This window comes from Mangrovibrevibacter kandeliae (genome assembly GCF_024519155.1).
GTDB classification, from domain to species: domain Bacteria; phylum Pseudomonadota; class Alphaproteobacteria; order Rhizobiales; family Rhizobiaceae; genus Mangrovibrevibacter; species Mangrovibrevibacter kandeliae.
In genome coordinates this window covers 365,793-389,472 of sequence record NZ_JANIFJ010000003.1, presented here as the reverse complement: position 1 = coordinate 389,472, position 23,680 = coordinate 365,793, and the positions used below count along the sequence as shown (strand labels likewise).

General features: G+C 69.9%; 18 protein-coding genes. 10 read left to right on the top strand and 8 right to left on the bottom strand.

What is annotated here, in order from left to right:
* Positions 1-174: 174 nt before the first annotated feature.
* The 4 genes from NPA30_RS11460 to NPA30_RS11445 all read left to right on the top strand — a co-directional run bounded on the left by NPA30_RS11460 (position 175) and on the right by NPA30_RS11445 (position 5,211).
* Positions 175-1,368, top strand: a complete 1,194-nt coding sequence (locus NPA30_RS11460; RefSeq protein ID WP_372338789.1) for an ABC transporter permease — start codon at positions 175-177, stop codon at positions 1,366-1,368.
* A complete protein-coding gene (locus NPA30_RS11455) occupies positions 1,349-2,176 on the top strand; it encodes an ABC transporter ATP-binding protein (RefSeq protein WP_256802804.1) in 828 nt (275 codons plus the stop codon). The genes NPA30_RS11460 and NPA30_RS11455 overlap by 20 nt, the downstream gene beginning before the upstream one ends.
* Positions 2,177-2,190: 14 nt before the next feature.
* Positions 2,191-4,425 carry an MlaD family protein gene (locus NPA30_RS11450; RefSeq protein ID WP_256802803.1) on the top strand — a complete coding sequence of 745 codons (2,235 nt, stop codon included), beginning with the start codon at positions 2,191-2,193 and terminating at the stop codon, positions 4,423-4,425.
* Between the two features lie 192 nt (positions 4,426-4,617).
* On the top strand, positions 4,618-5,211 hold the full coding sequence (locus NPA30_RS11445) for an ABC-type transport auxiliary lipoprotein family protein (RefSeq protein ID WP_256802802.1): 594 nt from the start codon (positions 4,618-4,620) through the stop codon (positions 5,209-5,211).
* Positions 5,212-5,262: 51 nt separating this feature from the next.
* On the opposite strand, the gene NPA30_RS11440 is transcribed toward NPA30_RS11445, so the two are convergent.
* On the bottom strand, positions 5,263-5,778 hold the full coding sequence (locus tag NPA30_RS11440) for a TetR/AcrR family transcriptional regulator (protein WP_256802801.1): 516 nt from the start codon (positions 5,776-5,778) through the stop codon (positions 5,263-5,265).
* A 146-nt stretch (positions 5,779-5,924) separates the two neighbouring features.
* Here NPA30_RS11440 and NPA30_RS11435 point away from each other — a divergent pair, with 146 nt between their 5' ends.
* A complete protein-coding gene (locus tag NPA30_RS11435; RefSeq protein WP_256802800.1) occupies positions 5,925-6,815 on the top strand; it encodes an SDR family oxidoreductase in 891 nt (296 codons plus the stop codon).
* A 168-nt stretch (positions 6,816-6,983) separates the two neighbouring features.
* Here the strand turns inward: NPA30_RS11435 and NPA30_RS11430 are convergent, their stop codons facing one another.
* Positions 6,984-14,138: an apolipoprotein A-IV repeat region-like domain-containing protein gene (locus NPA30_RS11430; RefSeq protein WP_256802799.1), complete on the bottom strand. Its 7,155-nt coding sequence runs from the start codon at positions 14,136-14,138 to the stop codon at positions 6,984-6,986.
* Positions 14,139-14,559: 421 nt separating this feature from the next.
* On the opposite strand from NPA30_RS11430, the gene NPA30_RS11425 reads away from it, so the two are divergent.
* Together NPA30_RS11425 and NPA30_RS11420 are read left to right on the top strand one after the other, a co-directional pair.
* The gene (locus NPA30_RS11425; protein WP_256802798.1) at positions 14,560-14,958 is read left to right on the top strand and encodes a histidine kinase; all 399 of its coding nucleotides are present in this window, start codon (positions 14,560-14,562) and stop codon (positions 14,956-14,958) included.
* 66 nt (positions 14,959-15,024) lie between these two features.
* The gene (locus tag NPA30_RS11420) at positions 15,025-15,345 is read left to right on the top strand and encodes a 2Fe-2S iron-sulfur cluster-binding protein (protein ID WP_256802797.1); all 321 of its coding nucleotides are present in this window, start codon (positions 15,025-15,027) and stop codon (positions 15,343-15,345) included.
* A 55-nt stretch (positions 15,346-15,400) separates the two neighbouring features.
* Here the strand turns inward: NPA30_RS11420 and NPA30_RS11415 are convergent, their stop codons facing one another.
* Positions 15,401-16,003 (bottom strand): DUF922 domain-containing Zn-dependent protease, encoded by a 603-nt coding sequence (locus NPA30_RS11415; protein WP_256802796.1) that lies wholly within the window; start codon positions 16,001-16,003, stop codon positions 15,401-15,403.
* Between the two features lie 135 nt (positions 16,004-16,138).
* Between NPA30_RS11415 and folP the strand changes: the two genes are divergently transcribed.
* Together folP and folK are read left to right on the top strand one after the other, a co-directional pair.
* Positions 16,139-17,005 (top strand): dihydropteroate synthase, encoded by an 867-nt coding sequence (gene folP, locus NPA30_RS11410; RefSeq protein ID WP_256802795.1) that lies wholly within the window; start codon positions 16,139-16,141, stop codon positions 17,003-17,005.
* Positions 17,002-17,514 (top strand): 2-amino-4-hydroxy-6-hydroxymethyldihydropteridine diphosphokinase, encoded by a 513-nt coding sequence (folK, locus tag NPA30_RS11405; protein ID WP_372338788.1) that lies wholly within the window; start codon positions 17,002-17,004, stop codon positions 17,512-17,514. Before folP ends, folK begins: the two co-directional genes overlap by 4 nt.
* On the opposite strand, the gene NPA30_RS11400 is transcribed toward folK, so the two are convergent.
* The 4 genes from NPA30_RS11400 to NPA30_RS11385 form a co-directional block, all read right to left on the bottom strand.
* On the bottom strand, positions 17,515-18,042 hold the full coding sequence (locus NPA30_RS11400) for a hypothetical protein (RefSeq protein WP_256802794.1): 528 nt from the start codon (positions 18,040-18,042) through the stop codon (positions 17,515-17,517).
* A gap of 82 nt (positions 18,043-18,124) precedes the next feature.
* Positions 18,125-19,240, bottom strand: coding sequence for a YcjF family protein (locus NPA30_RS11395; RefSeq protein ID WP_256802793.1), 1,116 nt, complete (start codon positions 19,238-19,240; stop codon positions 18,125-18,127).
* The gene (locus tag NPA30_RS11390) at positions 19,237-20,688 is read right to left on the bottom strand and encodes a YcjX family GTP-binding protein (protein WP_256802792.1); all 1,452 of its coding nucleotides are present in this window, start codon (positions 20,686-20,688) and stop codon (positions 19,237-19,239) included. Before NPA30_RS11390 ends, NPA30_RS11395 begins: the two co-directional genes overlap by 4 nt.
* A gap of 97 nt (positions 20,689-20,785) precedes the next feature.
* A complete protein-coding gene (locus NPA30_RS11385) occupies positions 20,786-21,331 on the bottom strand; it encodes a SixA phosphatase family protein (RefSeq protein WP_256802791.1) in 546 nt (181 codons plus the stop codon).
* A gap of 272 nt (positions 21,332-21,603) precedes the next feature.
* Here NPA30_RS11385 and dksA point away from each other — a divergent pair, with 272 nt between their 5' ends.
* Entirely contained in the window at positions 21,604-22,020 is a 417-nt protein-coding gene (gene dksA / locus NPA30_RS11380) for an RNA polymerase-binding protein DksA (protein ID WP_256802790.1), read from the top strand.
* Between the two features lie 139 nt (positions 22,021-22,159).
* On the opposite strand, the gene NPA30_RS11375 is transcribed toward dksA, so the two are convergent.
* The gene (locus tag NPA30_RS11375) at positions 22,160-23,614 is read right to left on the bottom strand and encodes a flagellar biosynthetic protein FliO (RefSeq protein ID WP_256802789.1); all 1,455 of its coding nucleotides are present in this window, start codon (positions 23,612-23,614) and stop codon (positions 22,160-22,162) included.
* Positions 23,615-23,680: the final 66 nt, after the last annotated feature.

Below are 23,680 nucleotides of genomic sequence, written 5' to 3'. Positions count from 1 at the left end.
AAGCCTTCACTTCAGTGATTTGTTGGCCACCCGTCATGACAAGCGGGGTGCGCTTCCTTAACCATTGGCGGCGCGCGAGCCTGCTTCGCGGCGCGTGCCGGCATCCGGCCGCGCCCTGGGGGCGGCGTTCGTGATGATTTCGCCAGTTCGATTCGAAGGTCAAGCCGCCGATCCATGTTGGACCCAGCCGATTCCGCATCCGACGCTGGGCCGCTGGCTTCAGCGCGACCGGTGACGGCGCCGAGCCTGTCCGCCGAGCGCGGGGACGGCGGCGTCGCCGTCGCCTTTGCCGGCGACTGGCTGGCGCGCACCATCGGCGCGATCGAGGCGACGGTGACGCGCACCGCGCAGTCCGAACTCGGGCAGACGATCAGCCTCGACGTGTCCGGCATCGGCCGGATCGACACCTCCGGTGCGCTCCTGATCGAGCGCCTCGCGCGGGCGTTGCGCGAGAAGGGCGCGACGGTCAGTCTGGAGGGTGTTCCGACCTCGAACCAGCCGCTGTTCGACGCCGTCCACCGGGCGACCGAGAGGGAGCGCCCGGCGCCGGCCAAGACCTCAAGACTGCGTCTCGTGCCGATGCTGGAGTCGATCGGACGCAGCGTCCACGCGATCGGCGGCGAGGCGCTCGTCGGCGTCAACATCATCGGCGCCTCGATCTACGGCGCGGGACGGCGCGTCACCGGCAAGGCGAAGCTGCGGCCGGCGGCGATCATCAGCCAGATGGACCGCATGGGCGTTCGGGCGGTGCCGATCATCGCGCTGATGAGCTTCCTGATCGGCGGCATCATCGCCCAGCAGGGCGCGTTCCAGCTGCGCTACTTCGGGGCCGAGATCTTCGTGGTCGACCTCGTCGGCATCCTGGTGCTGCGCGAGATCGGCGTGCTGCTCACCGCGATCATGATCGCCGGGCGCTCGGGCAGCGCGGTGACCGCGGAGATCGGCTCGATGAAGATGCGCGAGGAGGTGGACGCGCTGCAGGTGATCGGGCTCAACCCCGTCGGCGTGCTGGTCTTCCCGCGGCTCGTCGCCCTGACGCTGGTCCTGCCGCTGCTCGCCTTCGTGGCCGACGTCATGGCGCTCGGCGGCGCGATCGGCACCACCTGGATCTATTCCGGCATCCCGCCAGAGGCCTTCATCCAGCGCCTGCGCGGCGCGATCGACTTCTCGACCGTCTTCGCCGGCCTCATCAAGGCGCCCTTCATGGCCATCATCATCGGCGTCGTCGCCTCGGCCGAGGGAATGAAGGTCGGCGGCAGCGCCGAGAGCCTCGGCCTTCACGTCACCTCTTCGGTGGTGAAATCCATCTTCCTGGTCATCCTCGTGGATGGCATTTTTGCGATCTTCTATGCAGCAATCGGCTACTGAACCGGCAACTGGCACCGCCAAGCCGGCGGCGACGGGCGAGCAGGAGATCATCATCTCCGCCCGTGACGTCACCGTCGGCTTCGGCGGCAAGACGGTGCTCGAGAACCTGTCGCTCGACGTGCGACGCGGCGAGATCCTCGGCTTCGTCGGCGCGTCCGGCACCGGAAAGTCGGTCCTCCTGCGCACCATTCTGGGGCTGAACCAGAAGCAGGGCGGGACGATCGAGATCTTCGGCGTCGACTACGAGCAGGCGAGCGATGCCGAGCGCCTGGCAGTCGAGCAGCGCTGGGGCGTGCTGTTCCAGCAGGGTGCGCTGTTCTCCTCGCTGACGGTGCTCGAGAACATCGAGGTGCCGATGCGCGAGTATCTCGACCTGTCGCCGTCGCTGATGCACGAACTTGCGCGGCTGAAGATCGACCTCGTCGGGCTGCAGCCCGACGCAGCCGACAAGTATCCCTCGCAGCTGTCGGGCGGCATGATCAAGCGTGCCGCGCTCGCCCGCGCGCTGGCGCTCGATCCGGACATCGTCTTCCTCGACGAGCCCACCTCGGGCCTCGATCCGATCGGTGCGGCCGAGTTCGACGAGCTGATCATGACGCTGCGCGACACGCTGGGTCTCACCGTCTACATGGTGACCCACGACCTCGACAGCCTGTATCAGGCCTGCGACCGGATTGCCGTTCTCGGCCGCAAGCGCGTGCTCGTCGAAGGGCCGCTGCAGACCATGCTCGACTTCGACGACCCCTGGGTGCGCTCGTACTTCCACGGCAAGCGCGCCCGCACGATCGTCGCTCCCGCGGCGCAATAACAAGGAGGCCGGAAATGGAAACCAGAGCGAACTACGTCCTCGTCGGCGTCTTCACGCTGCTCGTGCTCGCGGCCGCCTTCGGCTTCGTCTACTGGTCGGCGAAGGTCGCCGACACCGGCAATCAGATCAACATGATCGTGCGCATCGAGGGGTCGGTGACCGGCCTCGGCCAGGGCAGCCAGGTGCTGTTCAACGGCCTGAAGGTCGGCGACGTGCGCCAGCTGCGGCTCGACCCGAACAATCCGCGGGTGGTGATCGCCACGACCCAGGTCGACGGCAACATCCCGATCACCGAGTCGACCCGTGCCACCATCGGCTTCCAGGGCCTCACGGGCATCGCCTTCATCGAGCTGAAGGGCGGCGACGTCAACGAGAAGAACATCATCCGAGAGGCCCAGCAGCAGGGCACGGTGCCGGTCATCACCGCCGACCCCTCGGACGTCACCGATCTTCTGGCGACCGCCAAGGACATCGCCGAGCGCGCCAACAACATCCTCGGCCAGTTCGAAGGCATGGTGGGCGACGTCGGCCCGGCCGTCCACGTCACCGCCGACAACATCGCCAAGACCTCCAAGAACGTCGAGGTCTTCACCTCGAGTCTCGCGGCCAACTCGGGCAACATCGACAACTTCCTGCAGAGCGCGAGCCGGCTCGCGGACACCGCCAACGGTGTCGCGCAGGACCTGCCGGACCTCTTCACGTCGGTGCGCGGCGTGCTCGATGCGGTGGACCAGAACGCGGTGCGCGACACGCTGCAGAACGTCGCCTCGATCACCGGCACGCTGCGCGGCCAGGGCGACAACATCCAGGCAGCCATCCAGGACATCTCGACGGCGGCGAGAAGCGTCGGGGGCGTCGGCGAGGCGATCCAGCAGAATCGTCCGGCGATCGATCGCTTCCTCGGCAATCTCGGCCCGATCTCCGACACCGCTTCCCAAGTTGCGACGAAGCTCGACACCGCGCTCGGCTCGGCCAGCACGGTGATCGCGGCGATCAAGCCGGAGGAGGTGGCGAGCGCCATCGACAACATCTCCAAGGCGGCCGCCGGCATCTCCGGCGCGGCCCAGTCGGTCGGCGATCAGAGCGAGGCGATCCGAACCGCCATCGCATCGGCTTCGAACGCCGCCGGGAACATCGAACGCATCACCGGGACGGTCGCGGCGAAGCAGGACCAGATCGACCAGTTCATGGCCAATCTGGCGCCGATCGGCGCCAACGTGAACGAGGCATCGGCCAAGCTGAACCAGGCGGTCGACGGCGCCAATCGGCTGATCGCCTCCGTCGATCCGCAGAAGGTGTCGGGCGCCATCGACGACGTGTCGTCCGCGGCGAAGGGGGTGTCGGACGTCGCCACCTCCGTCGGCGGTCAGAGCGAACAGATCAAGGGCGCGATTGCGGCAGCATCCAACGCCGCCGGCAACATCGAACGCATCACCGGGACGGTCGCGGCGAAGCAGGACGACATCGACCGCTTCCTCGCCAGCCTGACGCCGCTGTCGGCCAACGCCACCGAGGCGAGCGCCAAGCTGAACCAGACGATCGACAACGCGAACAAGCTGATCACCTCGGTGGACAGCGCGAAGATCTCCGCGACCCTCGACAACGTGGAGGGCGTGACGGCGGCGCTGAACCAGAAGCGTGAGGCGATCCAGAGCTTCATCGACAATGCCGGCAAGGCTGCCGGCAGCCTCGACACGGCGCTGACCGGCCTCAACGGCACCCGCACGCGGATCGACGGCATCCTCGCCGGGGTCAACCCGGACAGCGTGCGCACTGCAATCGACAACGCCTCGGCGGCGTCGACCAACATTGCCAGCGCCGCCGATTCGGTTGCCCGCGTCGCCAACGACATCGGCAACCGGCAGGAGGACATCGACCGGATCATCTCCAACGCGCAGGCTGCGACAGGAAGCTTCAACGAAGCCTCGATCAAGGCGGGACGGGTCTTCGACACCGCCAACGGCTTCCTGCAGGGCGCCGATGGAAAGGGGCTGAGCGAGGAGGCGACGAAGACGCTGGAGTCGATCCGCCAGACCGCCGACTCGCTGCGCGCGCAGATCGCCCCGATCGCCGCCAACCTTCAGAGCTTCTCCGGCGACGGGCTCAAGGAGGTGCGCGGCGCCGTTCGGTCCATCACCCAGTCGGTCGGCCGGATCGAGCGGGCGGTGACCGACTTCTCCGACAATCCAAGCCGGCTGATCTATGGCGGCGACGAGGTGAAGGAGTTCGGCGGCCGTACTCGCCGGTGACCGCTTCGCGAGACTCGGGATGACGCGCATATGTGACAGCGGACCCGAATTCGGGCCCGCTGCGGGTGATCCGGTCGCGCCAATGCTTAAAACTTCGTATGTGTCTGTGCGGCTGCGGACGCGCGGGACGGGCGTGCAGCTCGGCAGTGCCGGTCTCGCGCGGTTGGAACCGGATGTGTGGAGGTTTAGTCGATGACGTCAGCAGCCAGGTCTGCGCTTTTCGCGGCACTCGCGACCGGTCTGTGCTCTTGCGCCTCGCTCTCGACCCCGCCGGATACCTACGAGATCTCCGCGCCCGAAATCGCCGCCGCGCAGAAGGGCGCGACCCGGGCGCAGCTGCTGATCGCCGAGCCAACCGCGATCAAGACCCTCGACAGCGACCATATCGTTGTGAAGCCGACGCCCTACACGGTCGAATTCCTCGGCAACAGCCAGTGGAGCGACCGGCTGCCGCGCATGGTGCAGCTGCGCCTCGTCCAGGCCTTCGAGAACACCGGGCGCGTCGGCGCGGTCGGCGTGCCGGGGCAGGGGCTGGCGATCGACTGGCAGATCGTCACCGAAATCCGGCAGTTCGAGATCGACGTGGCCGGCGGAGGCCGCTCGGCCAAGATCGAGATCGCCGTGAAGATGCTGAACGATCGCAATGGCGTGGTACGGGCGACCCGCGTCTTCGACACGGTCGAGCCGGTGCGTGGCAGCGCCAATGGCGACTACGTTGCCGCCCTCGATCGCGCCTTCGACCGCACCGCCGGCGACATCGTCGCCTGGACGATGGCGCTGATCTGACACCGACAGGGCGCGCCGGATCTGCCGGCCGTCTGGAGTGGCATCCGTTCTTCAGTCCGCACGAACCAGGGCCTTCAGCTCTCGCTGTACAAGGTCGAGCCGCTCGGCAAGTGGCAGCTTCGGATCCTCCAGCCATGCCAGTGTGGCATAGACGAAGGACGCCATACCCGCCCGCGCGGCGAGCGCTGCGCGATGCTCGGGAACACCGCGGGCCTGTAGCGACATCGTCAGAGCGTCCGTCAGCGCGGCGGTCTTCGCCAACGAGCGCTCGTGCAGGGCGGGAGTGGTCGAGACCAGTTGATGCCACGGTTCGGAGAAGGGACGGTTCGCTTCGAGCACCGGCGTCACCGCGTCGAACGCGTGAAACAGCATTGCCATCGGCCCCTCAGCGTCCGGCGCATCGGCGAGGGCGGCCGTGAGAGCGTCGCGCAGCACCGCCTCGCCGTCGAACAGGACCTCCCGCTTGTCGGCGAAGTGACGGAAGAAGGTTCGCTCCGTCACCCCGGCCTCCGCCGCGATTTCCGCAGCCGTCGTCCGCTCGAAACCCTGCGCCCGGAACAGGTCCAAGGCTGCCCGCTGAAGACGCCCCCGCACGTCGTCCTGCAGTCTTGCCACCGCGGCCACTCCTCTTGTCAGTGACTGACATCGCCATATGTCAGTGACTGACATCGGCGACGATCCCGTTGCCGCTGCATACAGAAAAGGCTGCGGACATGCGCGTATTTCTAACAGGTGCGAACGGCTGGGTGGGATCGGTCGTCGCGCGCAAGTTGATCGCCGCCGGTCATTTGGTGACCGGTCTCGTTCGCTCGCGAGACAAGGGCGAAGCCTTCGCTGCAGCCGGCGGGAGGCCGCTGGTCGGCTCGCTTGCCGAGCTGGATCTCCTTCGGCGGGCGGCGAGCGAGGCCGACGGGATCGTCTACACGGCGTTCGGCCTCGATCTCGCCGACATCGAGACGCTGGCACAGGAGGACCGTCGGGCGATCGAGACCTTCGGCGAAGCGTTCGATGGTTCCACCCGGCCAATCGTGGTGACGAGCGGCTTCGGGCTGCTGCCGGACGGCGAGATCTTCACCGAGGACGCGCGACCGCCGATGATCCCCGGCTTTCCACGCGCCTCGGAGCAGACGGCTTTCGCGCTCGCCGAACGGGGCATCCACGCCAGCGTGGTTCGCCTGCCGCGGTCGGTTCATGGGCTGGGTGAACGTCATGGGTTCGTCCCCATGCTCGCCGCCGTCGCTCGGGAGAAAGGCGTGTCCGCTTATGTGGGCAACGGAGAGAACCGCTGGCCGTCGGTCCACCGTCTGGACGCCGCCCGCGTGTTCCGGTTGGCGCTGGAACGCGGCGCCCCGGGCGAAGCGCACCATGCGGTCGCGGAAGAGGGCGTGCCATTCCGACAGATCGCCGAGGCGATCGGCCGCCAGGTCGGCGTGCCGGCGACGTCTCTGACGCCCGAGGCCGCGCAGGCTCACTTCGGCGGGCTCGCGATGTGGGTTGCGGGTGACGGGCCGGCCTCAAGCGCCGAGACCCGGGCCCGCCTCGGCTGGCAGCCGCGCGAGCGTGACCTCATCAGCGACATCGACAGGCCCGACTACGTCCGCTGAGCGCGGCAAGCGGAGTGCGAAGCCTCCAGAGCCGCCGCCTCGAACGCATCCCGGCTCGCCGATCCAGCGCGCGCCAACAGCGACATCCAGGCTCCGCATCGGCGAACGCAAACGGCCGGATCCTGAGATCCGGCCGTTCCGCAGTCTCGAACGCTCGTTCCCCGCGGCTCAGTCGAAGCGGCCGGAGGCGTGCGCCAGCATCGTGTAGACCTTCCCGGTGTCCGACGCGAGGTAGTTGCGCGTCAGGCCGTTGCTCGGATCCTGCCGGCTGACGTCGGCGAGCAGTCGCTCGAAGTCGGCAATGTAGAGATCGACCGCGGCCTTGAAGTCGCCGTCGCGTTGGTACTTGCGGCGGATCTCGTCGAAGGTCTGCTGCCCCTTCAGGGTGTAGAGCCGGCGGGTGAAGACGTTCCGCTCGCCGTTGCGGTAGCGCTCCCAGAGATCGATCGAGGCGTTGTGATCGATTGCTCGGGCGATGTCGACCGACAGCGAGTTCAGCGATTCGACCACGTGCGCCGGCGAGCGATCCGCCCGGCCCGCAGGCTCCGGAGCCGCAGCACCCTCGGCCGTCGCCGGCGCGCGCGGTGCGGCGCCCGTCTCCTCGTCACGCGAGGCGCGGCGCAGGAGGTCGGAGACCCAGCCGCCGCCGGTGCGCTCGTCGCTCCCGCGTGGCGCCGGCGCACTCTGCGTCGGCGCGGTGCGCGATGGCGTCGGCGCCGGGGTGGGTGCCGGAGCCACGGTGTGAGCCGGAGCAGGCGCCGCCTCGAAGCTCGGCCGCAGGTCGCGGGCAAGGTTGCCGTCAGTGCCGAACGAGGCCGTCAGGCGCTGGTCGCCCTCCGCTCGCACCCGCTCCGCCGGACGCGTCGGGGTCGGCTCGGGCCGTGCGACCGGCTCGCTGGCGCGCGGCGTGAAGCCGCGGCTCGGCAGCGAGGACGACCGCGGCGCCTGCGACGGCCCGGATGCCGGCGCCGATGCCGCCTCGGGCGGACGGCGAGACGCGACGTCGAGTGCGCGGCCGGAGCGATTGACGATGTCGCTGAGATCGCGGAGGGCCCGGATCTGATCGCCCACCGCACGGCGCATCGCCTCCGTGCTCTCCCGGGTCTCCTCGGGCAGCTCGAAGACGCCGCGCTTGATCTCGCTGCGGGCGCCGGCCAGCTCCTCACGGATGGCGTCGGCCGTCTGCCGCATCTCCTCGGTCGCGCCGTCGAAGCGACTCGAAATGTCGGAGAGCGCCGTCTCCACCGCGTCGCGGATGGCCTCCGCCGCCGAGCGCGAGCGCGTCTCGGCCGATTCCATCTGCTTCTCGGTCGCTTCGAGCGTCGTGCCGACCTCGCCCGAGATGCGCTCGGAAATCAGCCGCGAACGCTGTTCCGCCCGATCGAAGAGGCCGTTCAGAACGCCCTCGAACGACCGCATCAGGGTTCCGATCTCCTCCGACCGCTGCACGAGACCGGCGGAGAGCTCCTCCAGCCCGGTGCGGCCGCTGTCGAGCGTCGTGCCGAGGCCCGACTGAGCCGTCTCCAGAAGCTCGGTCGCCTCGCGCAACGAGCGGCCGTGCTCGTCGAAGCGTTCGGCGATCGCGCTGACCTTGTCGAGGGTGACCGCCGAGAGCTCGTCGAGCCGGCCGAGATTGCCGTCGAGCTGGCCGGCCGTCGCGGCGATCGTCTCGGCCGCACGCTCGGTGCTCTCGGTGAACCGGTTGCCCGCCTCCGTCAGCGTGCCGTCGATGGCGCCGAGGCTGGCGGCCGCGTCGTCGACGAGGCTGCGCAGCGTGCCATTGGTGCGCGACAGGCGGTCGATCAGCGTGTCCACCTCCTGCGACAGCTGCGCGCGGATCTCGGCCACCGCACCCAGCGTGGTGCTGGTCCGCTCGTCGAGCGTATCGAGGATTTCCTGCGACGAGCGGGTCAGCGTCTCGACCGTTTCGCCCGCCCGACGGGCCAGCGCATCGATGAGCGCGGCGTTTTCGTCCTGCAGGCGCAGCTTGGCGTCGCGCGAGGCGTCCTCGATCAACTGCACGACGTCGGCACCGCTGGCGCCGAGCCGTTCGATCGCCGGGCGAGCCTCGTCCTCGATGATCCGCGACATTTCGCGGCTGCGCGCGACGAGCAGGGCGTTCAGCGCCTCGGTGCGTTCGTCGAGGTCGCCGCGGAAGGCGCCGGCACCCTCGAGCAGGCGCTCCTGTGCGGCCTCACTCTCTTCACGCAACGTCGCCTGGACACCGGCGAGCTGACGGGCGAGCTCGCCGCCCTCCACGACGATGGCCTCGCGCGCCCGCTCGGCGTCGCGGGTCAGCGTCTCGGACGCGTAGTTCACGTCCTCGCGCAGCCGGGTCGCGACGTCGAACATGTCCGCCTTCATCGTGTCGGCCGCCGTCTCGAGCTCGCCGCGAAGGCTGACGGTCGCCGAGGCGAGGTCGCTCTGCATGGTCGAGGACGAGGAGGCGAGGAGGCTGCCGAGGGTCTGCGACATCGAGGAGAGGTCGTCGGAGAAGCGTGCGGCACGCTCTTCCAGGGAACTCGCTGCGCGCTCGGCCTCCGAGCGGATCGAGAAGGCGGCGCCGGACAGCCGCTTGGCGAACGCGTCGGTGTTTTCGGCGAGGGCCAAGCGAGCGTCGTCGGTGTGCTCGCGCATCAGCTGCGTCGCCGCCTGGACCTCGTCCGAGATGGCGACGGCGCTGGTCGCGAAGCGCTCGCGGGTCGCATCGCCGACGTCGCGCAGGCGGTCGGCCGCCGTGGCGAGCTCGCTGCCGAGCGCGTCCGTCTGCCGGCCGATCTCGTGACGGGCCTCGTCGGCATCGTGACGCAGACGCTCCGCGAGCTCGGACAGGCCACCGAGGAGATCGCCGGCGATGTGGCCGAGGCTCTCGCGTGCCGCATCGACCTCGGCGCGCATCGACAGCGAGGCGCCGCTGATCTGCGTCGCGAAGGCAGTGCCTTCGCCGGCGAGGCTCTCGCGGGTTTCTTCGGCCTCGCGCCGCATGTCGTTCGACAGCTGGCGGAAGGTGCTGGCGAGCGTCTCGGCATCGCCGGCAAAGCCCAAGCGCGCCGTCTCCGACAGGCTGCGGAGCGTGTCGATCGCGCCGCCGACGGCCTCGGCAATGCGGTCGCCTTCGGCCGCGAGATCGCCGCGGGCGACTTCGCCGCGCAGCCGCAGATCCTCGCCGACACCGGCGAGGCGCTCGGCGAGACGATCCGCCTCCTCGACGATCCGCTGGCTGACGGCGTCGCCCGACTGCTTCAGGCGGCCATCGATCGAACCGAAGCTCTCGTCGATGCGGCCGACCTCCTGACCGAGCGACTGGCGGGCCCGGTCGGCTTCCTCGGCCAGCGAGGCGACGACGGTCGCCATGGTCTGGCGCAGCGACTCGGCGATCGCCTGGGTGCGGTTGTTGAGCGTGCGCTCGACATTGCCGAGGCCGCGCTCGAGCGCGGTGCTGATCGCCTCGGTGCGCTGGTCGAGAGCGCCGGTGAGCGACGTCGAGCCGGTGTCGAGCAGTGTCGCGAACTCGTCCTTGCGGGTTTCGAGCGAGGTGCCGAGCTCGCCGACGGAGAGCTCGATGGCGCGGCGGAAATCGTCGGCCCGGTCGTTGACGGTCGCGGCGACCGAGCGTGCGGCGTCCTCCACCAGGCTCGCGAAATGCTCGCGACGGTCCTCGATGGCGAGCGCGATCCGCTTGTCGGCGTCCTGGAGCGTGCCTGAGAAGCGATCGATCCGTTCGTCCAGCAGACCGGCAAGCGACTGCGTGCGCTCGTCGAGGCCGGCCAGCATGCCGCCCTGACCGGTGTCGATCAGGCCGTTAATCGTCGAGAGACGCTCGTCCAGCCCGTCGAGCAGCAGGCTGCGCGCCTGTTCGATGAGGTCGGCAAGAGCCGCCGAACGGGCGTCGAGACCCTGAGCCAGTCGGTCGTCGCCGCTCGCCAGAGCCTCCACCAGGGCGGCCACCCGGCTGTCGAGAGCGGCTTCGATCTGTGCCCGAGTGCCGTCAACGGTATGGCGCAGACCGTCGATCCGATCGCTGATCGCGACGCCGAGGCTCTGGCTGCGGCCGTCGAATGTCTCGACGAGCGCGGTGCTGGCGCCGTCGATCATCTCGCGCAGGGCCTCGATGCGCTGGTTCAGCGCCGAGCCGACCATGTCGGTCTGCCCGTCGAGGAGGAGGGCAAGGCTTCTCTGCGCGGTGTCGACCTGCTCGTGCAGGCTCGCGACGCGCTCGCTGAGCGCCGGGCCCAGGAGGTCTTGTGTCGAGGTGAGAGCCGTCTGCAGGCTGGCGACGCGCTCGTCGAGTCCGGAGAGGAGAGCCGTGCGGCTGTCGTCGGCTGCGGCATGCAGGTCGGTAACGCGCAGATCGAGCGCGTCGACGAGGGTGCGCACGCCGGTCTCCATTCCGGCGACGAGAAGCTCGGCGCGGCGCTCGACCTCTTCGCCGAGTCGCTGGCGACCCGCGTCGAGCGTCCCACCCATCCGATCCGTCAGGTCGTCGAGGTCCCCAGTGATGTCCGCACGCGACTGTTCGATGGCGGCACGCAGGCCGCCGAGCCGCGCCGCGATGTCGTCGGCGACGGCGTTGGACGCTGTGTCGAAGGCTGCGGTGATCTCGCCGATCCGTCCGTCGAGGGCCGAGGTGAGCGTGGTGTGGGTGTCCTCGCTCAGAGCCCGCAGGGCGCGGGTGTGCATCTCGAGCGCTTCGCCAAGAGTGGATTCGTGCTCCTGCAGCCCGCCGATCATGCTCGCACGGCTGGTTTCCAGGAGCTCCTGGATGGCCGTGAGGCGATCGCCGAGGCCGGAGGCCAGCTTGTTCCCGCGCTCGTCGAACTCCTCGCCGAAGCGCGAGGCTCGCTCGTCCAGGCTCTCCACCAGCGCATGCGAGCGCTGGTCGAAGACCGAGGCAAGGTTGCCCGAGCGCTGAGCGATCAGGGCGGCGATCTGGTCAATCCGCTGATCGAGCGTGCCCACCAGCGTGTCGCGGCCGGTTTCGATCAAGCCGTCGATCGCCTGCAGCCGCTCGTCGAGCAGCGCGGCGAGCGCGCGGCCCCGCTCGTCGAAGCCGCCGCCGAGGCTGGCGTCGGCGCGCTCGAAGAGCAGGCGCATCGCCTCGAGCCGCTGATCGACGCCGAGCGTGATCTGCTCGCCGTTGCCGGCGACCGTCTCCAGGAAGTTCTGGAGCGTGAAGCCGAGGCTTGCCTCCAGCTCGTCGGCCCGGGTGCCGAGAAGGGCCGCTGCAGCCTCGACGCGGCCTTCGAGCGTGTTCTGCATCTGGCGGGTGGCGACTTCGGTCGCGGAGTGGATACCCTCGCTGCCCGACGCGAGGATCTGCTCGATCCGGCCGGTGAGATCGGCCAGAGACAGCTCCAGACGTTCCGACTGGGACTCCAGCTGACCCATGCCGGATTGGGTGACGTCGCTGAGCCGGGCGATCGAGCCGTCCAGCGCCCGCGCCAGGTTGCCGCCGCGCTCGTCGACCAAGGCTTGAAGGACCGCGATGCGCTCGTCGACCGCGCCGTTCGCCGAGCCGATGGCGGCGTCCGCCGTCTCGATCAGGCGCGACTGGCCGTCCTGGAAGGCCTGCCCGATGTCGCGGGTGCGTTCGGTGAGGAGGCGGGCGAAGTCGCCGGCGCGCTGCTGCAGCGCCTCGAAGATCCGCTCGGAGGAGCCCTCGATGGCGGTGGTCCGGCCTTCGACCGCGGCGATCAGCTCGCCGCTGCGCGCGTCGAGCGTGCCGGCGAGGGAAGAGATGCGTTCGTCGAGCCCGCCCACGGCCTTTTCGTGCGCCGCGTCGAACACGGCGACGGCACGCTCGTTGCGCTGGTCGAGCGTGTCCTCGAGGCGCGCGATCAGGCGGTCGGAGTCGACGTCGAGACGGTCACCGCGCTCCTGCAGCGCCTGGCGGACCAGCTCGCCGGACGCGGCGATGCGACTCTGGAGGTCCTCGCTGACCACGCCGATCTGGCCGACGGCCGCGTTGGAGCGGTTCTCGAGCTCGATCATCGAGCGGTCGAACTGCTGCTCGAACGCTTCGCCGAAGCGCCCGAGCCGCTCGGCCGCAGTCTCCGCGGCGCCGGTGATGCGGGCGAGAAGATCCTCGCCATTGCGGCGCAGGCGGTCGTCCGCGAGCCGGCCCTGCTCCTCCATCATCTGCTCGAGCCGTTCGGTGCGCTCGGCATAGGCACGGTCGAAGCTCTCGCCGCTGCTGCTCAGCAGCTGGCCCAGCCGGCCGGTGGCCTCTTCGATGCGGCCGAGGATCTGCTCCGACGTCGAATCGACGTCCTCGACCAGCCGCTGGTGCGAACCGACGACCGCCGAGCGCAGCCGCTCGGCATGGGACAGCATGGCTTCGCGTTCGGTGGCGAGATCGCGCACCAGGGCGCGGATCTTGACCTCGTTGTCGGCATAGGCGCGCTCGAGGGTGGTGACCTCCGAGTGGACGAGGCCCTCGAGTTCGGCGGTGCGGGCGAGGGTGCGCTCGACGCCCTCGCTGAGGGCCGAGATCTCGCGGCGGACGGCCTGGCCGACGCTCATCACGCGTTCGGTCGCTGCGGCTTCGGGCTCGGCGAGACGCAGCGCCACCTCGGCCATCGAGCGACTGGTCATCTGCAGCTCGCGCGAGCGCCGCGTCATGTTGGCAAAGCCGAACATCAGGACGACCGGTCCGAAGGCGAGGCCCGCGATCTCGGCGAGCTGAAGCAGACCGGCCGGCGTCTCCGGCAGGGTCAGAAGGCCGGTGCCGTACTGGCTCCACGTCACGAACCCGGTCAGGCCCAGCCATCCGGCGGACAGGATCGAAGACGCCCAAAGGGGCGCGCGGGACGCGCGTCGATCGAGAAGGCCGCGCGTCATCACCGCGCTGCGGCGCTGCTCGTCGTTGGCCGGCGTGCCGCGATAGGAACCGGCTCGGCTCGGCTCGGCATCGGTGTCCGCCCGGGCGGCGTTGGCCGCGTAGCGCTCGGCGGCCCGCGCCCCGGCGTCGCGCTGCCAGCCCGGCTCCGCACCCGCCGTCGCTGCCGCCGCAACGGCGGCCGCGACCTCGTCCTCATCAGGCTCGGCCGGCGCCGGCTCGTCGCTCCCCTCGACGCGCAGGGCGTCGGCGGCTTCCTCGACGCGGCGGTCGAAGTCGTCGAAGGCAAAATCGATGTCGATCGACTCGACCGGCAGCGTCTCTGGCTCGACGTGGCCGGCGGCAGACGCAGCCAGAGGCTCCTCGGTCTCGATCGAAAGGGTCCGCCCGCCTTCGTCGTCGGCGAAGAGGTCGGCGCGCAGCGCTTCCTCGAGTTCGTTCACCGCCTCGTCGGAAAGCAGTTCGTTCGTCTTGGTGTTCGACATGACGCCGCCGTGCCTCTTACGCTACCCTGGACCGGATCGTCGCGGACACCATGGACGACGGTCCTCGCACCGTGGTCCTGGAGAAGCCGTGACGGGTCCCGACCGTTCCGCCGCATTCTCGCGATGAATGGGGCGACACTTTTCCGAGGTTTACCGTAACCACCTGCGCGGGTGAAAGAAACCTTAAAACGCGGCGTTATGTACAAGTTTAAACATAAGGTTAACGCTACAAAGAATATGTTAATCCGGCTCCTGAGCCGGCCGCGGCAATCCAGAGAGCGCCGATTTGCGGCATTCACGGGTCCGCGGGGCGGCCGTTAAGCCGATCTGAAGCATATCGCGGGAAACTCGCCACAGACACCCGCGCCGGGCGGCATCATGTGCTGTCGCGTCGCCTTGATCGATCTCTTGGAGCGAGCCGATGTCCAACCTGTCGCCGAAACGGTCGCGTCGCACCGAGCCGGCTCCGCCGCCCTCCCGCCGCCGCCCGGTCGACCTCGTGCACCTCGCCCGGACCACGCATGGCGATCGCCAAGCCGAGGCGCAGATCCTGGCGCTGATGGCGCGGCAGATCGAGTGCATCGGCCGCGGGTTGCCCCTGGCGCTGCCCGCCGAGCGGGTGCGGCTCGCGGCGGCCCTCGGATCGACCGCCAGAACCGTCGGCGCGTTCCTGTTGTCCGAGGCCGCCGAGCGCGTCGTCGCCGAGGACGACGAGGCGGCGATGGCCGGCCTGCAGGATGCGCTGGATCGTACCGCGACGTTTCTGCGCAGCCTCGACGCGGCCGAAAACGGCGAGGCGCCGCGGCCTTCGGCGGTTTGACAGGAACCGGCATAGGCCATAACGAGGCGGCTTCGCCGCCATCCTGACGAACCGGTCCGACCCATCATGACGCAGATCACCTTCGTCGCTGCCGACGGCACGCGCTTCGACATCGCGGCCGCGAACGGGTCGACCGCGATGGAGAATGCGGTGCGCAACAACGTGCCGGGCATCGAAGCCGAGTGCGGCGGCGCCTGTGCCTGCGCCACCTGCCACGTCTATGTCGACGAGGCCTGGACTGCGGTCGTCGGCGAACCGGAGGCGATGGAAGAGGACATGCTGGACTTCGCCTACGACGTCCGGCCCACCTCGCGCCTGTCCTGCCAGATCAAGATCCGCGACGAGCTCGACGGCCTCGTGCTGCAGGTGCCCGACCGCCAGGCCTGAGGAGGCCGGGCCGGCCGCCGGCACACGGCGAGAGGGGGCAGTTCCGGGCGCGCCTTCAGTTGCTCGCCTGCATCATCCGCTTCAGGGCCCGCTTCAGCCGCCAGTTCACCTCGCGCGCTTCGACCGTGTCGAAGTCGATCTGTGCCCGCTCGTGTTCGCGCAGATACCGGTCGCTGGTCTTGTTGACGAGCGCTTCCATCGCCGAGCAGTCCCGCTGCGCCGGCAGGTTGCGGATCGCGTTCTCCATCTTCTTCAGCCAGAGCTTGGCGATCTGCGCATGGTGGTTCTCGTGGCGCCGGATGTCGGTGGCCAGCGTGTTCCAGACGAGCCGCGTGCGTGCCGAGACCTTGGTGCGCGGCTCCCACTTGGGCAGCGTCGTGACGAGATCGAGCCGAAGGTTGGTCTTGTTCACCCGGCAGCCCCCGCCGGCAGCCTTGTAGGTGACGTGCCCGTCGAATCTCACCGACGTCGCGCCCGGATGATGCAGCCCGGTCGAGGCGACGACCGGGCCTTTGCCGGTCAGGTCGTGGTCGAGCTCGTCCAGCGTCGACCCGCGCACCATGAAGTACGTGGTCTTCTCGCTGATGTTGGCGGCGGTGGCGGTGCCGGCCATGCCGGCGACAAGGGCGAGGGCGAACGCGGCGGACGCGACTGTCATCTCGGCATGAACCTCCTGCGCCGGAAGGCGCCGGGACGCAGGCTATTCCACCACCGGGTATTGGCAAGTGAATTGCGCTTCATGGTAAGCCCGCCACGAGAGCTGTGGCGCAAACATCACGACAGGTTGATCCCCATGCAGATGATCGAACCGCGGGGCGGGCGCTGGCAGGTCGGCCGAGGGCGGGTGATCGAGCTCGGCCCCCATGCCTGCATCATGGGCATCCTGAACGTCACGCCGGACAGCTTTTCCGACGGCGGGCGCTATGGCGGCTCGGTGGATGCCGCAGTCGCGGCCGCGCTTGCGATGCGCGAGGCGGGTGCCACGATCATCGACGTCGGCGGGGAGTCCACCCGGCCGGGGGCCACACCGGTCGATCCGGCACAGGAGCAGGCCCGCGTTCTTCCGGTCATCGAGCGGCTGGCCGGCGAACCGGACATCGTCCTGTCGATCGACACCTACCGTGCCGAGACGGCCCGGCTGGCGCTCGCCGCCGGCGCCCACATCGTCAACGACGTCTTCGGTGCGCAGAAAGACCCCGCGATCGCGCGCGTGGCGGCGGAGTTCGAAGCAGGGCTCTGCCTGATGCACACGGGCCGCGAGCGCACGCCGCTCGAGGACGTCGTCGAGGACCAGTTGCTCTTCCTCGGCCGCTCGCTCGAGATCGCGCGCGAGGCCGGCGTTCCGGACGCGGCCATCGTCGTCGACCCCGGCTTCGGCTTCGCCAAGGACGGCCCGCAGAACCTGCGGCTGATGGCGCGGATGGACGAGATCATGGCGCTCGGCCGTCCGATCCTGGTCGGCACCTCTCGCAAGCGCTTCGTGCGCGGCATCCTCGGACGCGAGGATCCCGAGCCGGACGTCGCGACGGCGGCGACGAGCGTCTTCCTGCGCGAGCGCGGTGCCGACATCTTCCGCGTCCATAACGTCGAGGCCAACCGGGACGCGCTGGCGATCACCGATGCGATCCGCATGGCCTCCACGGGAAGCGCACGAGCTTGACGCGCGCCTGCCTCGGCCTCGGCGGCAATATCGGCGACCCGCGCGCCTCGATGTCGGCTGCGTTGCGGGCCATCGATGCGCGCGCGGACTGCGACGTATCTGCCGTGTCGCGCCTGTTCGAGACGCCGCCCTGGGGCGTCCTCGAGCAGCCGCGCTTCCTCAACGCCTGCGCCGTGGTGGACACCAGGCTCGACGCGCAAGCGATGCTGGAGCTCTGCCTTGCCGTCGAACGGGAGCTCAAGCGCGAGCGCAACGAGCGCTGGGGCCCGCGCACGATCGACGTCGACCTCCTCGATTTCGACGGCCGGACGCTGGCGGCGGATGGCTTGATCCTGCCGCATCCGCGCATGCTGCAGCGCGCCTTCGTGCTGGTGCCGCTCGCCGATATCGCACCGGACGTCGTCATCGCCGGCCGGCCTGTCGCCGACTGGGCGGCGGCCGTCGATGCGACGGGGATCGAGCCGGTCAGCGCCGACGGACGCTGGTGGCGGGTGGAGGCCGGCGGCTGATCAGTCGACTGAAGCGGTGCGGCGCGCGTCGCGGCGCTTCAGGTTCATGCCGATGATCGGGACGAGCGTTTCCTCGACACGCACCGAGATGGTGATCGCCATCGTGTCGGCGTCGGCAAGCCGGGCAAGCATCGCGCCCTTCAGCTGCTTGCGGTCGAGGCCGACAACCATGCGGTCGTCGCTCACGTTGCCCGAGATGATGTCGAGGCCTTTGCCGGCGGCGCCGTCGAGGAAGGCGCCCTTGTAGCTGCCGCCTTCCCGGACCACCTCGGCGCGCATCGGCTGTGAGAACAGGCCGACGCGGCAGGAGCCGTCCAGCGACATGCCGACGCTGCGGGCGCTCTGCGCGCCGTTGAAGTCGCAGACGAACTTGGTGCCCTTGTACTTGCCGGCGACGATCTCGCCCGGTCCCACCCAGCGACCCGCCACCGACTGGAAGAAGGCCTCATCGGAGCCGGCATGGGCAGGAGCGGCCGCCGCGGCAAGACCGGAGGTGAGCGCGAGGGCGGCGGCAAGCGAACGGAACATCGACGGAACCTCTCCGGGGCGGCGCTAAACGTGAGCCTTGTTTATCGCCCGGAAGGGTTAATCATTGCTTGAATGCCGGGACCTAATCGATAGGCGCGACTGTGCCTCGACGCTCCTTCAGTGCATCAGGCGATCGCGGCAAGGGGCTCAACTCCGTAGCGAAATCGCCGATGCGGGGGCGCCGGATCCGCAGGAAGGGCAGAGGCCGACAGAGATCCATCGCGGCGATGCCGACACGGGCCGTGAGCAGGCCGTTGACGACGCCCTCGCCGAGGCGTGCGGAGAGGCGCGAGGCGAGGCCGTGGCCGACGAGCTGCTGCACCACACCGTCGCCGATGGCGATCGAGCCGGTCACCGCGAGATGGGCGACGACGTCACGCGTCAGCCGGATCAGGCCGAGCGTTCCGGGCCGGGCGCCGTACAGCTCGGAGACCTGGCGGATCAGCCGGATCGTCTGCAGGAGGACGTAGGAGACGTCGACCAGCGCTTTCGGGCTGACGGCGGTCACCACCGATACGCGCTTGGCCGAGCTCGCCACGAGCGCCTTTGCCCGCTCGTCGAGCGGCACCAGGAGTTCGCGTTCGGCGAGGGCAACGAGATCGCGCCCGTCGATCACCTCGCCTTCGAGGGCGGCGAGCCGGGCCCGCCCCTCTGCCGTCTCCGGACGGTCGGCGAGGAGCGCGACGAGCCCGGCGACGACGCCCTCCGCCTCGGTGCGCGAGTCCGCATCGAACGCGGCCTGGGCGGCGCGGCGCTCGCGCTCCACCGCAGACAGCCGCAGCAGGGCCGTGGCCTCGCGGGCGACGAGGCCGAGAGCACCGACGAGGAGAAGCCCGGCCAGCGCGAGCGCGGTCCAGCCGAGCCAGTCGGCGCGCTGGAAGAGGTCGCGCACCAGCGCGTCCACCGCGAGGCCGGCGGCGAGCGACAGGAGCGCGCCGAGCGCGGCGAGGAACAGCTTCAGAAAGGAGAAGCGGCGACGGCGGGGTCGGGCCGGCGCGTCGGCGAGTTCGCCGAGAAGATCGTCGTCGATCGCTTCGTCCGGCTCGAACGCGATCCGGGACAGGTCCTGCACCGCCCGGGGAGCGCGCGCCGGCGGCGGCATGGCCCGTTCTTCGGTGTCCGCCTGCACCCTTCCGGACGCCGGATCGAGCTGGTCCAGCCGAAAGACGAGGGGCGGACGTTCGCGTCGGTCGCTCATGCCAGCCGGTCTCCAAGGAGGAACTCCAGCGCCCGGTCGAGCCGGATATGCGGCAGCGACAGTGTCAGCCCCTCGGCCGTGCGTTCGAGCCGCGGCGGCTTGAAGCGCACGAAGGTGAGCGGGTGCACCTCGCTCGTGCCGCTCCCCCGGAACAACCGGTCCGGATCGGCTGGAAGGTCGCCGGGAAACACCGCCGTCTCGGTCCGCCCGTCGAAGCGTTCGCCCGCGATCGTCTCGCCCGCGAGGGGCGTACCGACGATCACCGGCAGTGCCTCGTCACCATGATCGACCGTGGCTTCGCGCGTCGCGCGCACCGAAGCGAGCGCCAGGGTGTCGATCTTGGCGCCTGAGAACTTCGCCCGCCGGATGGCCGCGTCGAGCAGCCGGCGCACCACGGCGTCGAGCCGCGGGTGGCTCTCGCGGTGCAGGTGGTCCGCCTTGGTCGCGGCGATCAGGATGCGGTCGATGCGGTGGGATAGCCAGGAGCCGAGCCAGCTGGTGCGCCCCGGGCGGAAGGTCGTCAGCACGTCGGCCAGGGCTTCCTCGAGATCGCGGACCGCGGCCGGTCCGGCATTGATCGCCTGGAGAACGTCGACGAGCAGGATCTGCCGGTCGAGCCGGGCGAAGTGGTCGCGGAAGAAGGGTTTGACGACGACGCTCTTGTAGCCCTCGTAGCGGCGCTGGAACAGGGTGGCGATCGAACGGCGCGGATAGGTGCGGCCGCGCTCCACCGGCAACGGCGCGAAGGTCAACGCCGGCGACCCCTCGAGGTCCCCCGGCATCAGGAATCGGCCGGGCGGAAGCGTCGAGAGGGCCGTGCGATCCTGCCGGCACGCCTCGAGATAGCCGGTGAACGCCGCATGGAGCCGCTGCGCGAAGGTCTCGTCGGCGTCGGCGGCCGGATCGAGGCCGCTCAGCAGGGCGAGGAACGGTGCTGCCTCCGCGGTGCGAGCCGGCAGCCGTGCACGCTCGAGCGCTTCGGCGGAGAAGGTCGCGAAGTCCTTCTCCATGAGCGGCAGGTCGAGCAGCCACTCGCCCGGATAGTCGACGATGTCGAGCGACAGCCGTCCGCTGCCGAACAGGCGCGACCAGCCGGAGGCCGACTCGTAGTCGATCGTCAGCCTGAGCTCGGAGACCGCTCTTGTCGAAGCCGGCCACAGGCGCTCGTCGAGGATGGTGCGGATGTGGTCTTCGTACTGGAAGCGCGGCACCGCCTCGTCCGGCTGCTCTTCCAGATAGGCCCGGGCAATGCGATGCCCGGCCTGCGCATCGAACAGCGGCAGCCGGCCGCCGTGCAGCAGGTTGTGCACGATCGCGGTGATGAACACCGTCTTGCCGGAGCGGGACAGGCCGGTGACGCCGAGCCGCAGCGTCGGATGGAACAGCGTGCCCGTCCGCTCGCGCAGGGTGTCGATGGCGATGCGCGCCTCGTCGGCGATGGAGGTCATGGGCGAGGTCGGGCGCGCAGGGGTTGACGTGAGGCCCGCTTGGCGGACCAGTCGGGCAGGGAGCCCGGTCCCGGATATAGGGTGCGGGCGAAGCCGTTCACAAGGTCGGCGTGAAGCCTCGCTCGCCGTCCTTCGGGCGGATCAGACGGATGAGGTGGCAGCAGCCGGGTGCAAGCTCGCCGAGGGGCAGGCTCGAGCGGAGCACGGCAAGCGCGGCGGTCGGGTAGCCGTGTTCGAGCGCTGCGACCGCCTGCGGCTCCCGGCTGCCCGCGAGGGAGGCGGCGAAGGCGGCGACCATCGGGTTGTGCCCGACCACCAGCGTGAGCCGGGCCTGCGGCCGGCTCCGGACGGCGGCGTAGTAGGCCTCCTCTCCGAGCGCATAAAGCGCCTCGCGCCATTCCACGGCGGCGCTTGGGAAGGCGCCGCCCTGCACCGCCTGCAGCGTCTCGCGGGCCCGCACCGCGGTGGAGCAGAAAATCGCGTCGAAGCGCAGCCCGTCCGCGGCCATTCGCTTGCCCAGATCCTCGGCATCACGCCGTCCCCGCTCGTCGAGCGGTCGATCGTGATCGCGCTGGCCCGCAACGTCCCAGGACGAGTGAGCGTGGCGCAGCAGCATGAGCGTCGGCAGGGCAGTGTCGACCATCCGGCTTCCCTACTGCCTGATTCAGTCGCCCGCAATCGACAATGCCGCCCGCTGCGACAACCTCCGCGGGCATGGCGAGTCGCGTGCCGCATGAGGCGCGCGGCTCGCTTTCACGGCCCCGTGAGCCGGCGGAGGTCAGCAAGAGCTGAGGAAATCCGAGGCAAAACCATGGCTTAGGCGCAAGCCTCGGGGAAGGTCGGCGCACCCCAGATGCTTGTTTGGCGGGCGAAGCATCGCTATAAGCGCGCCGTGGCGGCATTGGAGGATGCGAGATGAGCAGCACGCTGGACACCGACACGCTCTTCCAGGACGATGGCGGCTTCATGAACGAGCGCCAGCGGGAATATTTCCGCAAGAAGCTGCTCGACTGGAAGAACGACATCCTCAAGGAAGCGCGCGAGACCCTCGAAGGGCTCGCCAACGACAACGCCAACCTGTCCGACATCGCCGACCGTGCATCCTCCGAGACGGATCGGGCGATCGAGCTGAGGGCGCGCGATCGTCAGCGCAAGCTGATCGCCAAGATCGACGCGGCGCTGGAGCGCATCGAGGACGGCTCCTACGGCTACTGCGAGGAAACCGGCGAGCCGATCAGCCTGAAGCGTCTCGACGCGCGTCCGATCGCGACCTTGTCCCTGGAGGCGCAGGAGCGCCATGAGCGGCGCGAGCGGGTCTACCGCGACGAGTGAGGCTCCACGGCGGGCAATGATCGTCGGCTGGCGTCGGCGCCCGAGTCTCGCGCGGGTGCACGAGATCCGGATCTGAGATTTTGCAAGGCCGCGCGAGCGGCCTTTCTGCTGCGCGTTGTCCAGTGACCTCCGCGCGTCCTCAGGGCCGCCGGTCGTCCTCGTCCAGGCTGAAGTCGCCGAGAAGGCGTTCCATCTCCTCCTCCAGGCTCAACTGGCGGGGCCGCTCACGCGGCTCAGGTGCGCGCACCTCCGCGCCGGCCGCGGGATGGCTCACCACCAGGGGCGCCTTATCGAGTTCTGCGGCGAGCAACTCGTCGAGGCCGTCGTTCTCGTCAGCGAGGGACTCGGCCGATGGTTTGGCTGGGGCGGCCGCGTCGCGGATCGAGCGGATCGGAGCGCCGTTGATGCTTTGACGCGCCTGGATGGCGCTGGCGAAACTGCGCACGACGGGCGGCTGCACCTCCGGCGCGGGCGGAAGGGCTGATCCCGTTTCGCCGGAAACCGGCGTGGCTTCGCCCGGCGCCGGCGGTTCGGCCGGTGCGGGCGGTGCTGGCCGCCGAACCTCCTGCTGGCCCCCGGTGCCGCGCGCCAGGAAGGAGCTGAGGCTCGGCAGCGGAGTTTCGCCGGTGGCGGGGCGCTGCGGCGGGCGCGGCTGCGGCGGCTGGATCGGAGGACTGACGGGGGCGGGCGCGTCCGGCTGCGCCGGCGACGGACGAGGCGAGGAGGCGGCCTGCGCGGCGGGCTGCGCCCGGATGCCCGCTTCGCCGGCAGGCGGCAGGGTCGGGGTCGCCACGGAGCGCGGCGGCGTCGGCCTCGCCGTGGGCGCAGCCGGCAGTGCCTTCTCCTTATCCGGAGGGCGACGGACGGCGGCTGCCGGGGCCTCGCGAACCACCTCCTGCGGCCGCTGTTCGCGTGACCCTGCGGCGGGTTCGGCCGCGGGTTCCGGCGTCTCGATCTCCGGCAGGCTCGCGAGCCTGTCGGCCCAGGGAACAGAGACGTCGCGCTCCTCGCGAGGCGGTTCGGCCGGTGCGGGAGCCGCGGACTGAGGCGTTTCCGCCGCCTCGGCGAGCTCGCGGGGCGGCTCGACCGGCGGGACCGGAGGGAGAGCTCGCGCGGCCGGCCTGGGCGCCGGCGCCACGGCCGGTGCGACGGCGGGAGCCGTCTGGGGTGCAGCGGCCTGGACCGGCTGTCGTGGCTGCTGCGGGGGCTGCGGGCGGGGCGGGCCGGCCGGCCGGCCCGGAGCGGCCGTCTCGGGCTCGCGACGGATCTGCGGCTCGGTGCGTCCGCGGGCGGCCGGCACGCGGGCTATGTTGGCCTCGATCAGGATGTCGTTCTGGCCGCCGATCAGCACGAGATGCTCGACCTCGTCGCGTCGCACCAGGACAAGCTTGCGCTTCGGATCGATCGCGGTGGCATCGACGATGGCGAGCCGCGGCGCGCGCGACTTCGGCCCGACGCCGAGCGCGCCGCCCATCGTGCGCCGCGCCAGCCAGATCAGGACGACGGCGAGCGCGATGACGAAGAGGGCGACCAGTAATACCCAGGCAATCGAGGCGAAGCCCTCGCCGAGGGTCGCGGCAAGCCAGTCACGCATGCTTTGGTGAGACTCCGTTCAAATTCTAGGCACTCATAGACCGGAATAGCGGAGCGAGAACAAGTG